This is a genomic window from Rhodococcus sp. D-46, assembly GCF_011290655.1.
Classification (GTDB): Bacteria; Actinomycetota; Actinomycetes; order Mycobacteriales; family Mycobacteriaceae; genus Rhodococcus_F; species Rhodococcus_F qingshengii.
In genome coordinates, this window is sequence record NZ_JAANTF010000006.1 from 289,033 (window position 1) to 304,418 (window position 15,386).

A 15,386-nucleotide genomic window follows, 5' to 3' on the forward strand; every position below is an offset into this window, starting at 1 on the left:
ACCTGAAAACGAACCGAAGGTAAGGCAGAACCTATAGCAAGCTTCAGACGGTGCGCAGTTCCCGCTTCAGTAGCTTGCCACTCTGGTTGCGCGGAAGCTCGGCCACGAAACGGACATGCTTGGGCACCTTGAACGGAGCGATTCGCTCCTTGACGTGGGCAATCAACGCCTCGGGCGTCAACTCGTCGTTGCCGTCCTTTAGCACGACGATCGCGGTGACGGCCTCGATCCACTTCTCGTCGGGCGTACCGATCACGGCAACTTCTGCCACGGCGGGGTGCGTGTAGACCGCATCTTCGACCTCGCGTGACGCCACCAGGATGCCGCCGGTGTTGATGACGTCCTTGATCCGGTCGACGACCGTGATGAAACCTTCTTCGTCCCGCACGACCAGATCGCCCGAATGGAACCAGCCGTCACGGAAGGCCTCGGCGGTGGCTTCCGGATTCTCCCAGTAGCCGTTGCACAGCTGCGGTGAGCGGTAGAGAACCTCGCCGGACTCACCGTCGGCGACATCGTTTCCGTCGGCGTCGACGACGCGGGTTTCGACGAAGAACACCGCGCGACCACAGGAAGACGGGCGATCAGCATGCTCGCTGGGCTGGAGAACTGTTGCCAGTGGGCCGATTTCGGACTGACCGAAGCAGTTGTAGAAACCGATGTCCGGGTAGCGCTCGCGCAGACGATTGAGCACGGTGACCGGCATGATCGAGGCGCCGTACTGCGCCTTCTTCAGCGAAGACAGATCGCGGGTCTCGAGGTCCGGATGGTTGGCCAGCGGTACCCACACGGTCGGCGCCAGGAACAGCGATCCGATCTTTTCGGCTTCGACGCGGCGCAGGATTTCCGGGATGTCCGGCGCCTGCATCAGACTGACCGTCGCGCCGACGGACAGGTACGGCAGCATGAAGACGTGCATGCCCGCGGAGTGGTACATCGGCATGCAGATCAGCGGGTTGTCGTTCTTGTCGAGGCCGAGCGCGATCACCGAGGACACGTACTCGTGAACCAGTGCACCGTGAGACATCATGGCGCCCTTGGGCTTCGAGGTGGTGCCCGAGGTGTACAGGAGTTGCGCCAGATCGGTCGACGTCGCACGCGGTTCGAAGACCGGCACCTCGCCTGCCTCACCGATCGTGACGACGGACAGTTCCGCGTCCCGCAGTGCGATCACGTGATCGAGATCGAGGTCGGAGCGTACCGAGTCGAGCGTCGGCGCCAATGCCGGATCCACCAACACCGCGCGGGCGCCTGACTGCGCCACGAGGTACCGGAGTTCCTCCCCCTTCAGTGCGTAATTGACCGGAACATGCACCAAACCTGCTCGTGCACAGGCAAGAAATCCGATTGCATAGGCGTCGGAGTTGGTTCCGTATGCCGCGACGCGGTCGCCGTGTTCGAGCCCCAGACCGAGCAAGTAGGCGGCGACCCGCGTCACCGCGTCGTCGAGTTCGCGGTAGGTGCGAGTGCGATCTTCGAATACGACGGCTACACGGTCGGGGTACTTGGCTGCCGAGCGCCGAAGCACTCCGTCGACAGTGTTGGTGCGTGGATCCAGGCTCATGCGCCTCAGGTTATAGGACGTCCAACTAAATCGGAAGAGCGATCGTTACTTATTGCGCCATTCGGGCTTTCGCTTGTCCACAAAGGCCTGCATACCTTCCTGAGCGTCGCAGGTCACGGCGTTGGTTGCCATAGTTTCCGCCATCGCCTCGTACGCCTGCGCTTGCGGCAGATCGATCTGGCGATAGAACGCCTGCTTACCGATCCTCACCGTCAAGGGGCTGGCCGTCGTGATCTTGGCGGCCAGTTCGCGCACCTCTCGGTCCAGGTCTTCGGGCGCGACGACGAAGTTCACCAGACCCCAGTCCGCAGCGGTGTCGGCGTCGATCGTCTGCCCGGTGAGCAACATCTGCATCGAGCGCTTGCGCCCTACTGCCCTGCTCAGCGCCACCATGGGCGTCGAGCAGAACAGTCCGATCTTGACGCCCGGCGTGCCGAAGACAGCATTCGACGCAGCAACAACCAGATCACACGACGCGGCCAGTTGGCAGCCCGCCGCGATAGCCGGGCCCTGTACTGCGGCAATCACCGGCTGCGGAATCCGCTGTACGGTCTCCATCATCTCGGTACAGCCGTCGAAGATCGCCCGCTCGTCCTCGAGGGTTCTCCCGATCATCTCCGTCAGATCGTGTCCGGCGGAGAACACCGGGCCTTCGGCGCGCACGATCACGACCCGCACGCGCTCGTCTACAGACAATTCGACAAGGGCAGCCGTCACCTCACGCATGGTCTCCGCCGAGAGCGGATTGCGCCGCGCCGGCCGATCGAGCGTCAGGAAACCGAGTCCCACCGATTCCTCGACGGAAATCTTCACTGCAGTGTCTTCTACCTGTGTCTGCGACATGTGTTCTCTCTACCAATCGAATCCGTCCCGGTCAACGAGACGAAAAGGGCGTCCACTCGCACCGCGTCGATACGGTCCGGTCAATACTTCGCCACTACGAGGAGTGCCCATGAGCACCGATGCCGCCGTCACCACTGATCTCGAAGAGATTCTGCGCGCTCAGCAGGAAGCAACTCGAGCCGCTGGTCTTCCGTCCGCGCAGACACGACGCGAGCGCATTCAACGCGTCGTCGATCTCCTGGTGGCAAACCACAAGGATCTGACCGAGGCGATCAACGAAGACTTCGGCGGCCGAATCCCGGCCTACTCGGTGATGAATGACGTTCTCGGGTCGATGGTTTCACTCAAGCACGTTCGTGATTCGCTCGAAGAGTGGATGATTCGCTCACCGAGAGCTACCGGAGCGACGCAGGACCAGTTGGGTGCCACGGCGTACGTGTCGTACCAGCCGAAGGGTTCGATCGGCATCATCGGAACCTGGAATGCTCCCCTGTTCACTCTCCTGAGCCCGCTCGCCTGCGCCCTCGGAGCAGGAAATCGCGCCGTTCTCAAACCGTCGGAGATCGTGCCCAATACTGCGGCCGTCCTGGCCGAGGCGGCGCGTCGAACTCTCGACCCCGTGGAGGTCGCGGTGGTGACCGGCGGCCCGGAAGTCGCTGATCGGCTGACGTCGCTGCCTTTCGACCACCTCGTCTTCACCGGCAGCACGACCGTCGGAAAGCTGGTCATGGCCAATGCTGCGAAGAACCTGGTGCCGGTCACCCTCGAACTCGGCGGCAAGTCACCGAGCGTCTTGAGCCGCAGTGCCGATATCAGCTCTGCTGCTTCGCGTTTGGCTATCGCGAAGTCCACCAACGCCGGTCAACTCTGTGTCTCTCCCGATCTGATCTACGTTCCGCGCGAGAACACGGAAGCATTCATCGACGCGTTCACCGACCAGTTCACGGGACTGTTTCCCACGATCGCCGACAACAAAGACATGGTCTCGATAGTCAGCGATCGTCACCTCGCACGCATCGAGGGGTACATCGCGGACGCCGAAGAACGTGGGGCACGAATCATCACCGTTCCCGACGAAGAACTCTCCGCAGACACTCGTCGTCGCCCACTGCGAATCGTGGTCGACCCTCCGACCGACGCGCAGATCATGAAGGAGGAGATCTTCGGGCCGGCCGTCGTCGTCTTGCCGTACGACCAACTCGACAACGTCGTCGCCGACATCAATTCACGACCGAAACCGTTGGCGCTGTACTACTTCGGAACCGATCTGGACGAGAAGGAATCCGTACTCGAACGCACCGTCTCGGGCGGCGTCACCATCAACGACGCGATGTCTCACCCCGGGCTGAGCGACGCACCCTTCGGCGGCGTCGGGGCTTCGGGTATCGGGCACTACCACGGCCGCGAGGGTTTCCTCGAGTTCAGTCACGCCCGAACGGTATTCGAAGCAGCGCAGCATGACCCACGCGGTGAATGGGGAATGCTCCCGCCGTACGGTGAGGGTTTCGAGCAGATGATGTTGGCTCAGGTAACGCCCTAGGGCCTCCGGCCCCGTGCGCCTTTTTGGTAGTTCGCGCTACCGGAAAGGCGCACCGGCAAGGCCGCGGCTGAGGAACTCCACCAGCTGACCCGGCTCGGTGTCCTCGGACTCGATCAGTTGGATCAACTCCTTCTTGTCTTCTACCGCAAGCGGTTCGATGCCACCGAACGTGCGCATCGTGGACCCGGCCGGAAGAACACGAGCACACACGAGGGTGCCTGGCTCGAGGTTCAGCGAGCCCCACTCGTCCGTGACCTTCACCAGATGCCCGTTACGGACGTCGCTGAGGGTCACCAACTGTCCCGGCTCCGTCGAGGCGACCTTGTACACCGAGCGCGGAATCGACAACCACTGATCGGCCAGTTCGCGTTCGTCGGCAGGCAGCAGTTCTCCGCGGCGCTCGACAAAAGCCGCGAAGATACCCGCATCGAACAAGGCAGCGTCGACGGCCAAACCACCTTCGACGGCCAGCGTCAGTGCTTCTTCGCTGTTGAACTGCTCGGCACGGATGAGCGCGAGATCGAACACGGCGTCGAAGTACTCCGGCGTGCGCGAGAACAACTGAGCCTTGACGTAGAGCCAGCTGGCCCGGTCGTCGAACGTCACCTCGGACTTACCGAGATGGCAAACCTTGAACTTTCGACCGGAACCGCACCAGCACTTGTCATTTCGTCCGAGTTCGGGGTGCTCGGCCGGGGCGTAGCGCTGAAGAACCTCGTGCAGAACCTCGGACTCGCCCCCCTCGATTCGGCCCAGCAAAGCCAGCGCGCGCGTCACATCGCTTCGATCGGCGGCCAGTAGCGCCAGATCGAAGATCGCGGGAGTCCAGTCGGGATCGAGATCGTGCGCTGATTCGTACGACGCCTCAGCGGCCAGGATCTTGCCGAGACGATCCGAAGCCTTGCCCGCCAGCCAGTGCGCTGCCGGCTTGACACGACGCGACCCTTTCTCGGCGAGAGCAGTTGCAACAGAATGCAATACGGAATCATGATCGTCGAGTTCGGACAACAGCTCCAACGCTGCCGCAGCCGCGGGCGGCTCGGCGAGGCCTGCGAAGGCCTGCGGATCCTCCTTGATCTGCTTGCGCGCCCAGTCCGAGACATCCTCGACGCCTTCGGCTTTCGCGGCCATGACCACATCGACGAAGGCGATCACCGACGCGGCTTCTTCGGGGTGCAGATTCTCGCGGACCTCGAGCATGCGGGCCCGGTTCGCCAGGTGGTATGCCTCGAAATCGAATCCGTCGACCGCAACGTAGTCACCGTCGCGGACGTAACCTGACGCCTCGAGCATCTCGCCCAGCGGGGCGGTCGGCTGACGGAACAGCGACGGCTCGTCGAGCATCAACTGCCAGACAATGGCATCGAGGGTGTCAGCACCGATGTCGGCAAGGACCGTCGCCAGGTGCTCGCCGAATCCGGGTGCGGGATCCAGTACCTCGGGGATGGTGCAGAGCGTCAGCTCACGGTCAGCGACGAACAATCCGATCAAGTCACCTGCCGAGCACTCGGCAAGGGTGTCGGTGTCGAGTAGAAAGCCTTCGTCGTGTGGGAACTCCGGATCTTCGATCCCACGATCAGCCAACAGGTCGTCGTCTATCCCGCGGTGCACGACGCTGATGCCATGAATCTCGTCGTCGTCACGATCGAGGAACACCCGCAGCATCATCAGATCGGGGTTCGCGTCGAGAACGCCGGACCTGATTTCCGCTTCGGTGAGCCGATGGGTCAACACTCGATGCTCGAACAATGTGTCGAGGGCGGCGTACCGTTCCTCACTCAAGTATCCGAGCAACGGGTCCTCGACGTACTCGACGAATTCGGTCATGTCCTCGGCTGTGCCGTGGCCGGCGTCAGCCAACAGAGTGCCCCAGTCCGCCGCTGTCTGCGGGCCGTGCTCACGCAACAACTCCATCGCGGCTTCGGCGATCAAGTCATTGGCATCCATCGGTTCGTTCACCTATCCAACTTTAACGGGGTCGACTCGATACATCGTCACCGGTCATCGGTCGAGTGATCGGCGCCTCCACGCAACTCGCGCACCAGTTCTTCGGCCTCGAGATCTTCGGAAGCGAGAACCTCGAGCACCCTCGCAGCCTGCGATTCCGTTGCCATGACCACAACACCCACCGCAAACGCGCCAGTGGGGGCCGTCAGGACCCGAGCACTGATCACATCACCTGGCTTGCCTTCGACCGAGTGAGCAACCGTGACGGTCTCCTTGGACCCACGATCGAGCAGCACGACGCCGGTGTCGGACGTTTCGATCACCTCGTACACCGACCTCCGGATTCCGAGCCACTGTGCGGCTGTCACAACTTCCGCCTCCGGAAGTAGTTCGCTGCGTCTGGCCAAGAATTCGGCAAAGATTCCACCCTCGAACAGAGCGACGTCCAGTGCCGATCCGTCGAAGATCGTGGCCGCGATCAGTTCGTCCTCGGAGAGATTTTCGTTTTCGAGATCGTCGAGCCCGGTCACGATGTCGACGAATTCGGAGGCAAACGCAAACAGGCATGCCTTCTTGTACAGCCACCGACCGTTCGCCTTGACGGATTCATCGGCCTTTCCGAGGTGGCAGACCTTGTATTTGCGGCCGGAACCGCACCAACACTTGTCGTTTCGCCCGAGTTCCGGGTGATCGGCTGGGACGAAGTCCTGCAGTACGGCGTAGAGATTCTCTTCGGTTCCGCCGTCGATCCGCCCGAGCAGTGACAGCGCCCGGGTCGCATCGCCGCGGTCCGACGCGAACTGAGCCAGCTCGAACAAGGCCGGACCCCAACCGGATTCGGCAAGGAGCGCTTTCTCGTAGTGCGCCTCCGCTTCGAGGACGCGCCCCAGCCGATCGACGGCCTTACCGGCGAGCCAATGAGCCGCCGCCCTGACCGACCGTGGCCCTCGCTCGGCCAGTTCGGAGGCAAGCGCTTCGAGGATTGCGTCGGTCACCGGGTCCTGATTCCGAAATCCGAGATCGAACACGGCCACTGCAGCACCCGGATCTGCCAGTGAGACAAAAGAGTCCGGAGCAGCGCTCACATGACGGTAGGCCCAGTCCGCGATATCGAAGTCGGCGATGACCGCGTCGGTGTATCCGCGGTCCGCCAGATCGACAAACGCAACGGCAGAGACTGCCTCGTCGTGGGTCAGGTCGTAGGTACCGGCCACCAAGGCTGTCCGAATCTGCAGGTCGTAGGCGTCGAAGTCGAATCCCCGCCGAGCCAGTAGCTCACGCTCGTGCTCGTAACCTGCCACCTCGAAGATCTCACCCAGCGGCGCAACAGGAACCGTGAAGAGTGACGGATCCTCGATCAGGAGTTGCCAGCACACAGAATCCAGGGCCTCGACTCCGTCCTCCTCGAAGAGTTCGCCGAGCGCCGGAGCAAGATCGGGTTCGTCCTCGATCTCGACCAGACGAAACGCAAGTGTTCCGTCTTCGACAGCCAAGCCGACGAGATCACCGTCGGCGCACTCGCCGAGGGTTCCGGCCGGAAGTACCACAACTCGTCGACTCCGGAAGGGAGCAGCTCCGCGTTCGGAGGCTGCTTCTTCCGCCAGGGCCACCCGGATCGCCCCGTCGTCGTCGCCGAATGCCAAGATCGGTTCCAGGTCGGGGCTCGCGTCAAGGATGTCCGACGCAATTTCGACTTCGCTGAGCCGGTGAGTGAACACGAGCCCTTCGAGGACCGTGTCGAGAGCGACGTACTTTCCGTTGGGCAGGTACCCGAGCATCGGTTCGGACAGGTACTCGAGTACATCGGCCAACTCGGTCGCAGTTCCGTACTCCTCGAGATGGGTCGCCCACTCTTCGAGACTCAGCGGGCCTTGCTCGCGCAGAACAGCCAAAGCAGCGGAGGCAATGGAACCGGCAGCGTCGTCGTCGAAATCAGTCACCCGCCAATGGTAGGCGACCTATTGCAGCCCACTGAGCCCCTCGCCCAGCACGGTCGCACCGAGGATCGTCAGGATGACCGTCATCATCACCGCGTTGTTGGCGGTCATCCATGCCTTCGCGGACGCGAGGATCTCGTCGGCACGCTTGCCGGAGAGCACCTTCACCAGGATCGGCAACGCGATGCCGACGCTCGCGATGACCGTGAAGATCACCGCGGCAACAATCTGTTGGGCAACGACATTCGTGGCGACCGCGATAGTGGCCGCACCGGATACCGCCAGCGCTGCATTCTTGGGATTGACCGCCGCGGACAAGAACGCCAACCCGAACGCCTTCCGCGGAGTCAACCCGTCGACGCTCTTCATCCACTTCGGAACTGTCGGCTCACTCCCGTTTCGCGGACGCGCGCGCCACTGCTTGTATGCCAAGCCGAACAGGACCAGACCCAACACGATTCGTACGACGCTCGACCACACGGAAGTCCGCGACGACTCCGACTCCGCAAACGAATAGTCCGCGATCACGATGGTCACCGCGACGACTGCCGAGATTCCGAGGACCCACCCGAGTAGAAAAGATGCCGCCCCTCGATGTGCTCCAGCGGTGATCATGACGAGCACGATCACCGCCATGGGCATCGAGACGAAAAGCAGGCCGAGGGCAATCGGAAGAGACAGACCGATCGCAGCTAGCACCGAAAACCTCCAGTTGAATGCACGATCGACGATCGATTCGAGGTCGAAATCACGACGTCGGAGGCAGCATGACCTCGATGAGATGCGGGCCGGGTTCCGCCAGCGCTGCGGCAAACTGTTGGGCCAACTCCTCCGCTGTGTTCGCCCGCGACGCGGGCACTCCCAACCCCTCGGATATCTTGACGTAGTCCATGTTCGGAGATGACAGATCCAGCATCGACTGTGCGACGACGCCGCCACCTTCTGCGCCGACTCGTTGCAGTTCGCCACGCAGGATGGCGTACGCGCGATTGTTGAGCAGAATCGTCGTGACGTTCAACATCTCTCGCGCCTGCGTCCACAACGCCGTGATGGTGTACATCGCGCTTCCGTCGGCTTCGAGATTGATCACCGGTCGCTCCGGCGCTGCCACAGCGGCGCCCGTCGCCACCGGGATGCCCTGGCCGATGGCACCTCCGGTGAGCGTGAGCACGTCGTGGCGCGGCGCTCCGGCAAGGGCAATCGGGATCGCCCAACCGGAAGTCGCCGCCTCGTCGGAGATGATGGCGTCGCCTGGCAGCAGGGCGCCGATCACGTCGGCCCAATTTCGAACGTCCAGAGGCCCGCTCGGCAGCGCCGGCCGATTCGCTTCCTGCAAAACAGGTTCGACTCCCGGTGCCACGAGTTCGGCCACTGCCTCCAGTGCACCGGCAACATCGTCGCCGACGCTTGCCAGCGTTGTCACCGCAGCACCCTCCGGTGCCAGATCGCTCGGTTTTCCGGGATACGCAAAGAACGAGACCGGCGAAACCGCTCCGGCCAGAACCAGCTGAGTTGTTCCGCGAAGTTGTTCGGTGGCGTGCTCGGCGAAGTATCCCAAGCGCTCGAATGACGGTAGCCCCGCACCTCGTTGAAGCCTGGCTGGAAAAGTCTCGATCAGAATCTGGGCACCGGTCGCGACCGCAATTCGGGAAGCGGCGCGCAGCCCAGCTTCGGAACAGGCTGCGCCGCCCAGCAGTAGCGTGGCGCGACCCTCGGCATTGAGCGCGCCCACCACCGAGTCGATCTGTGTTGCAGAAACTTCCGCCCGCCCCGGTATGTCCCGAGGACCCGCAAGAACTCCACCTTCGCCCCACGAGACGTCGGCAGGGAGGACAAGTGTGGCAATGCGTCCGGGCGGATTCAACGAGGCGGCAACGGCGTCGGCCGCGTCGCTACCGACGGTCGCGGTGGATTCGGAACGTCGACTCCACCCCTCCAACCATTCGGTCAGCGCATCGATGTTCGATTCGAGAGGAGCGTCGAAACCGTGGTGGTAGGTCGCGTGGTCCCCGACGATGTTCACGATCGGTGTGTGGGCGCGGCGCGCGTTGTGAAGGTTCGCCAGTCCGTTCGCCATACCGGGGCCCAGATGGAGCAGCGTCGCGGCAGGCTTTCCGGCGATCCGTGCGTAGCCGTCCGCGGCACCGGTCACGGCGCCCTCGAACAAGCCGAGTACCGCCCGCATCTGCGGAACGGAATCGAGTGCGGCGACAAAATGCATCTCGGACGTTCCTGGATTGCCGAAGCACACCTCGACGCCCGAGTCGACCAGGCTTTGGATAAGCGACTGTGCACCGTTCATTTCGATCACCTCTTCTTCATGAAAAGCTGCGAATGCTTCCTGCGCTTCATCGTGAGCAACCGAACTCCCGGTGCGTGCTCCTCGATCCGAACAGTCATCCGTACCTCCGTCGTGGCCGAGAGTCTCGATTCAAGCTACTCGGTCGGGAGTTCAGCGTTCGTAGCCCTTGCGCATATCGTCGACGATGCGTGGCCGGTCGAGCGTCGAGGGCTCCAACTCCCGCCTCGGGCGATCGCGAGGAAACACCGAGGCCGACGCCAGCGTCGGCTCGTCGAGGAACCGTAGTTCCGGCACATCAGCGGGCAGACGAAGGTCGGGTGGAGTGGATCCCGCTTGCGCGAGCACATATCCCCAGTCACCGAAGCTCGGCACGAAAACGTGGTAGGGCGAGACACTCAGTCCGACAGCCGATACCGTCGACACCGTTCGCCAGTACGCATCCGGCGTCGAGTACGGGCTGCCGGATTGGACGACCATCAGCCCGCCCGGATTCATCGCGGCAGCGGCAAGTCCGTAGAACTCCATCGAATACAAGCGGCCAAGTGCGGGGGTGTCGGGATCTGGGAGGTCGACGATCACCGCATCGAAACCCGGTTCCGGACGCTCTCGCAGCCACCGAAACGCGTCGTCGAGTACGACGTCCACCCGTGGATCCTCGAGCGCTCCCTCGTTCAGATCACGAAGACGCGTGTTGGCCAACTCGATGACTGCCGGATCGAGTTCCACTTGAACGATCTGCTCGACGCTGTTCATTCGCAGCACTTCCCGTGCAGCGAGGCCGTCACCGCCGCCCAGAATCAGCACGCGCCGGGGGTCGTTCACCAGGGCCGGATACACCAGCGACTCCGTGTACCGATGCTCGTCGACACTGGAGAACTGCAGGTCTCCGTCGAGGAACAGGCGCACGTCGTTCCCCCGCTCGGTGACGACGATTTCCTGGTACACCGATCGCTCGGCGGCCACCACGGGATCGGTGTAGAGCCGCTGCCTCGACGTGGTCTCGATGTCCGACGCTGCGATCAGCAACCATCCGATCAAACTTGCTGCCAACAGCATTGCGACGACGGCGATCGATCGTGCGCGCAGGCTGAGCTGCCACCGAAGGAGTATCAGCGCGACCACTGCCGCAGCCACGAGATTGATCATGCCGGTGAGTGCGGCACCGCGAATCATTCCCGCCCACGGCAACAGTACGAACGGCCACAGCAGACCACCGATCAATGCGCCGAGGTAGTCGGCGGCATTGAGGTTGGCCAGTACCTTTCCGGTGCTCTGTGCGTCGTTGTCGCTGCGACCGGACTGCAGGAGCGTCATCAGCAGAGGCACTTCGGCACCGACGAGGATGCCGATCAGCGCGGTCGCCGCCACCAGAATTGCTGCGCTGGAACCGAAGAACGTGAAGGTCACGTACAGCGTGACGGCACTGAATCCGCCGATCAGCCCGAGCAGTATCTCGACCGTCACGAACGAAACGGCAGCGTGTCCCAGCAGAGGTTTGGCGGCCAGCGCTCCGATACCCAGAGCCGCAACAAATCCCGCGACGATCAACGACGTCTGGGTGATGCCGCCGCCGGTCAGACTCACGCTGAGTGTCAACAGGGCCAGCTCGTAGATCAGGCCACACGCAGCGCACGCCGCAACAGCCGCAAGGAGAAGGACGCGTGCACGCGGGCCGAGCATCGTCGAACGCTCGTCAACTGTCACATCGGGATCAGCGGCAACCATCAGGTGAGCGCTGCGGCGTTCACCAAACCGATGGACAGCAAGCTCACACCCACAGCCCACGCGGCGCCACACATCTTCGGATCCTGCACCAGCGCAACCAACTTGCCGGGAAGGAATGCGTTCATCAATCGCAGCGCGATCGCTTGCAACACGATCGCGAACAGTCCGTACACCGCGGAGTCGGCGAGTCCCTGAGCAAAGCCGTCCGAACTGGTCAGGATTGCCGTCACCACGATGATCGCCAGCGCAAGATGATTGGAGGCCAACAGAATCGCAGCGTTCGGGTTCTTGTCGACGTAAACCTGGTGGCGGAGATTTCCGGGTGTCATGAGGTCGAGGACCAGGAATCCCGTCGCCAGAACCGCTGCACCGACGACGAAGTAGGCGAGGGTGCCGAGAACGCCCCCGACGAGCAATGCCGGATCCACCGTCCCGATCTCGACGGAAGTGGATGCAAAGATGTTCGTCACGCCGTTCTCCTTCTCATTGAGCATTACCGTCATTTGGCACTACCCGAGCCGCCGCTGCCACTGCTTCCACCCGCCGGGGATCCCGGGTTGAAGCCCGGTCCCAGGTACGCGTATCCGCCGCTGCGATACGTGCCGTCGATGTCCTCTACCTTGATGGTGCTGCCACCGCCCGAAGCCGAACTGACAGTGACGATGTCGTCGTCGTAGCGCAGGTATTCGTTGCCGCCGTCAGCACTTCGCGCCGCTGGTTCGTCCGCGTCGACAATCCGTGAGACGGTCGTGCCCACTGGATCTTTCGACGAGTACAACACGACGTCGCCATCCTGGGACGTCTTGGAATAGTTGTCCGCGATGAAGTCTTTGGCTCCACCACCGCACGCCGACAAGACAATTGCGGCCGCCAGCATCACCGGAGCCAACCACGTCCGCCCCCTCACGGCTGCCACCTGCTGCGTGTCTTCACGATCACTCCTGTCCCCTCCCCCGGGTACAAATGCCAACTCTGCCAACTCCACCCCTGGCGGTCTCGCACGCCATACAAAGCGGTCAAAGCCGTGTCGTCACCGGGAAAGGATCCGCAGATCCAACCGTCGTGGCCGGCGGACTCTTTCAACGACGCAGCTTCCGAGTCGAATTCGACCCGGTCCATCACCAGTGAGGAAGACTCGAACCGGTAGTTTTGCGTGGACTCCACTGCGGGCAGTAGTTCACCGCCGACTGCAAGAGCATCGCACGAAACCTGTTCGGTCAGTTTCTTTCCCGACGCCCAGGCCGTCACCACGTGCGAAGCCCCCAGCACTCCGAGGGTCAGCGTCGCGTCGGAAGTTCCGATCACCAACTCGGCGAGGGTCGGTGGCGCAGGAGCTCCCAGTACCAACCCCAGTGCCGAGGCATCCACGTCGGTCGGCTCCACGTCGAGTAGATACAGGCTCATTCCGGGGGGCCCGAGTGGATGACAGTGAGTTCGCTGCGAGTGACCGCCCGTCCCGTGGAAACCTCCCACGACTGTCCGCGCGCCCACTTCTCGAATGCAATCAGGCCGGTCTTGTCGGCGGTCGCATAGTCCGCGTATTCCATCGAGCCGGAAGGGGCCGTACCCGTCGTACCCTCGGCCGTGAACTTCGCCGTTCCACTTTCGATCTTGCGGTGAACCTTGTCGTCGAGAATGACGTCGCCGTTCGGGACCAGGTTGGTTCCTTCTCGACGCATCCAGAGAGTCATCTCCAATTCGCCCTCGTCGTCCTCGACCGTCAACCAACGACGACCGGTCGAACCGTCGAGAAGGTGCTCACGCCAGATGTACCCCTCTTCGTCGAGCGTGATGGTCCCTCGAACAACATGGTCGATACCCGCGTACGTGATGATGTCGCCGACCCCGATCTTGTGGGGGTCGTACACCTCGGGATAGTCGGCGAGCGGGTCGACGCGAGCATTCGGCTTGCCCTGGCGTCCACGCAGGACCACAAACACGACGGCAGCGATCACTACGAGTATCAGGACAACTATCAGCACGTTGGTCAACGGTTTCTCCGAAATCGTCTCGGCAGGGTTGCCGCGGGCCATACCCTACCGATCCGTTCTCAGCCTTTTCGGATGAGACTGCCGGCAATCCGGCCTGTCGCCGACCGGACAGGTCTCCAGCGCCGCGGGCAGATCGAAAGACTGCCCCGGCGCACCTTTGCGTTTACGCTCAGCCCGAGGAACTCCGCGCGAACGAAAGCCGGTCGACTGACGATGAGCAAGAACACGGAGCCGTCTGCCCGCACCGTCATGCACACACCACGATTCTGGTTGACACCATTGATAGTGGTCACCCTCTTGATGTCTGCGCTGGCAGCGTTGTACATGGGCGGAATACTCGACCCCAAGAAACACCTGGACCAGTTCCCGATCGCCCTGGTCAACCAGGACGAAGGCGACACCCTCCCCGGTGGCGACCCCGCCGACCGCAAGAACTTCGGAAACGACATCGTCGCCGGCCTCGAAAGCGGAATCGACCACCAGAAGATCGACCTGCAGCAGATCGGTATCGCCGAAGCCCAATCGCGGTTGAGCTCCGGCACGCTGTACGGCGCGATCGTGATTCCCAGTGATTTCACGAAGAGGACGATCATCCTGGCGGAGGCCAGCGTCGTCGCCGGTGACGTAGAGCAACCGATCATCACGATCTACACCAATCCTCGCGCCGGTTCCGTCTCGGCATCGCTGGTCCAGTCGATCGGAACCACAGCCCTCGCCTCGGTCAACAAGAACATGGGCGAGCAACTCACCGCCCTTGTCACCGCGCAGTTGGAAGCGGGAGGCACCGGAGCCCAGATCTCCGGAGCGAGCCGCCTGCTGCTCGAAAACCCGGTGAACGTACTCACGGTTGCCCACGATCCACTTCCCGACGGAACCGGATTCGGTTTGGTGGCATTCTATTTCGCGCTGCTGTTGGTCCTTGCGGGATTCACCGGAGCAACCGTGGTCAATTCCTTGGTGGACGGCATGCTCGGATACGCGCCTACCGAATTCGGTCCACTCTTCGTTCAGAACGACGTTGTGGGTATCAACAGGTTTCGAACGCTGCTCGTCAAATGGGCATTCATGATCGTGTTGTCCGGCATAGTCTCCGCGTTGTTCCAGTGGATCAGTCGCGCCCTCGGAATGCCGGTCACTCACGGGCTTGCATTGTGGGAGTACGGCGCGCTGGTCATCACAGCGGTGGGCATCACGGCGATGTCGGTGATGGCCGCGTTCGGCTCGTTGGGCATGTTGATCAACCTGTTCGTGTTCGTCATTCTCGCGCTGCCCTCGTCCGGTGGCACCATCCCCCTCGAAGCCAGCCCCAGGTTGTATGCCTGGCTGGCGCAATTCGAGCCGATGCACCAGATCTACATGGGCACGCGATCGATCCTGTTCTTCGGCGCACGCGGTGAGGCAGGCCTGCTGCATGCCGTCTGGATGACGTTGGTGGGGCTACTGATCGGCGTCGTACTCGGCATCGTGACCACCCGTTTCTACGACCGCAAGGGCTACGAGCGCACCCATCGTCCCAAGGTGGCGTGACATGGTACCC

General features: G+C 62.5%; 13 protein-coding genes. 2 read left to right on the forward strand and 11 right to left on the reverse strand.

Annotated elements, in window-relative coordinates; all coding sequences use genetic code 11:
- Positions 1 to 43: 43 nt before the first annotated feature.
- Positions 44 to 1,564, reverse strand: coding sequence for an acyl-CoA synthetase (locus G9U53_RS17095; RefSeq protein WP_003940405.1), 1,521 nt, complete (start codon positions 1,562 to 1,564; stop codon positions 44 to 46).
- A 45-nt stretch (positions 1,565 to 1,609) separates the two neighbouring features.
- A complete protein-coding gene (locus G9U53_RS17100; protein WP_165638948.1) occupies positions 1,610 to 2,407 on the reverse strand; it encodes an enoyl-CoA hydratase in 798 nt (265 codons plus the stop codon).
- Positions 2,408 to 2,516: 109 nt separating this feature from the next.
- Between G9U53_RS17100 and G9U53_RS17105 the strand changes: the two genes are divergently transcribed.
- Positions 2,517 to 3,947, forward strand: a complete 1,431-nt coding sequence (locus tag G9U53_RS17105; protein WP_165638949.1) for a coniferyl aldehyde dehydrogenase — start codon at positions 2,517 to 2,519, stop codon at positions 3,945 to 3,947.
- Positions 3,948 to 3,983: 36 nt separating this feature from the next.
- Here G9U53_RS17105 and G9U53_RS17110 read toward each other — a convergent pair whose 3' ends face one another.
- The 9 genes from G9U53_RS17110 to G9U53_RS17150 all read right to left on the reverse strand — a co-directional run bounded on the left by G9U53_RS17110 (position 3,984) and on the right by G9U53_RS17150 (position 13,891).
- A complete protein-coding gene (locus G9U53_RS17110) occupies positions 3,984 to 5,906 on the reverse strand; it encodes an SEC-C metal-binding domain-containing protein (RefSeq protein ID WP_256082579.1) in 1,923 nt (640 codons plus the stop codon).
- 35 nt (positions 5,907 to 5,941) lie between these two features.
- A complete protein-coding gene (locus G9U53_RS17115; RefSeq protein WP_165638950.1) occupies positions 5,942 to 7,834 on the reverse strand; it encodes an SEC-C domain-containing protein in 1,893 nt (630 codons plus the stop codon).
- An 18-nt stretch (positions 7,835 to 7,852) separates the two neighbouring features.
- Positions 7,853 to 8,530 carry a GAP family protein gene (locus G9U53_RS17120; RefSeq protein ID WP_064443695.1) on the reverse strand — a complete coding sequence of 226 codons (678 nt, stop codon included), beginning with the start codon at positions 8,528 to 8,530 and terminating at the stop codon, positions 7,853 to 7,855.
- 49 nt (positions 8,531 to 8,579) lie between these two features.
- Positions 8,580 to 10,142: an acetolactate synthase large subunit gene (locus G9U53_RS17125; protein ID WP_082931261.1), complete on the reverse strand. Its 1,563-nt coding sequence runs from the start codon at positions 10,140 to 10,142 to the stop codon at positions 8,580 to 8,582.
- A 141-nt stretch (positions 10,143 to 10,283) separates the two neighbouring features.
- Complete coding sequence (locus G9U53_RS17130) at positions 10,284 to 11,858, reverse strand: polyamine aminopropyltransferase (RefSeq protein WP_064687753.1); 1,575 nt, start codon at positions 11,856 to 11,858, stop codon at positions 10,284 to 10,286.
- Positions 11,858 to 12,328, reverse strand: a complete 471-nt coding sequence (locus tag G9U53_RS17135; RefSeq protein ID WP_003939942.1) for a DUF350 domain-containing protein — start codon at positions 12,326 to 12,328, stop codon at positions 11,858 to 11,860. Before G9U53_RS17135 ends, G9U53_RS17130 begins: the two co-directional genes overlap by 1 nt.
- 29 nt (positions 12,329 to 12,357) lie before the next feature.
- On the reverse strand, positions 12,358 to 12,735 hold the full coding sequence (locus G9U53_RS17140) for a DUF4247 domain-containing protein (protein ID WP_050793959.1): 378 nt from the start codon (positions 12,733 to 12,735) through the stop codon (positions 12,358 to 12,360).
- A gap of 26 nt (positions 12,736 to 12,761) precedes the next feature.
- Positions 12,762 to 13,262 carry a DUF2617 family protein gene (locus G9U53_RS17145; protein WP_063315746.1) on the reverse strand — a complete coding sequence of 167 codons (501 nt, stop codon included), beginning with the start codon at positions 13,260 to 13,262 and terminating at the stop codon, positions 12,762 to 12,764.
- Positions 13,259 to 13,891, reverse strand: a complete 633-nt coding sequence (locus G9U53_RS17150; protein WP_050654601.1) for a DUF4178 domain-containing protein — start codon at positions 13,889 to 13,891, stop codon at positions 13,259 to 13,261. The genes G9U53_RS17145 and G9U53_RS17150 overlap by 4 nt, the downstream gene beginning before the upstream one ends.
- Positions 13,892 to 14,062: 171 nt before the next feature.
- Here G9U53_RS17150 and G9U53_RS17155 point away from each other — a divergent pair, with 171 nt between their 5' ends.
- Positions 14,063 to 15,376, forward strand: a complete 1,314-nt coding sequence (locus G9U53_RS17155; protein ID WP_063315745.1) for a DUF3533 domain-containing protein — start codon at positions 14,063 to 14,065, stop codon at positions 15,374 to 15,376.
- Positions 15,377 to 15,386 lie beyond the last annotated feature (10 nt).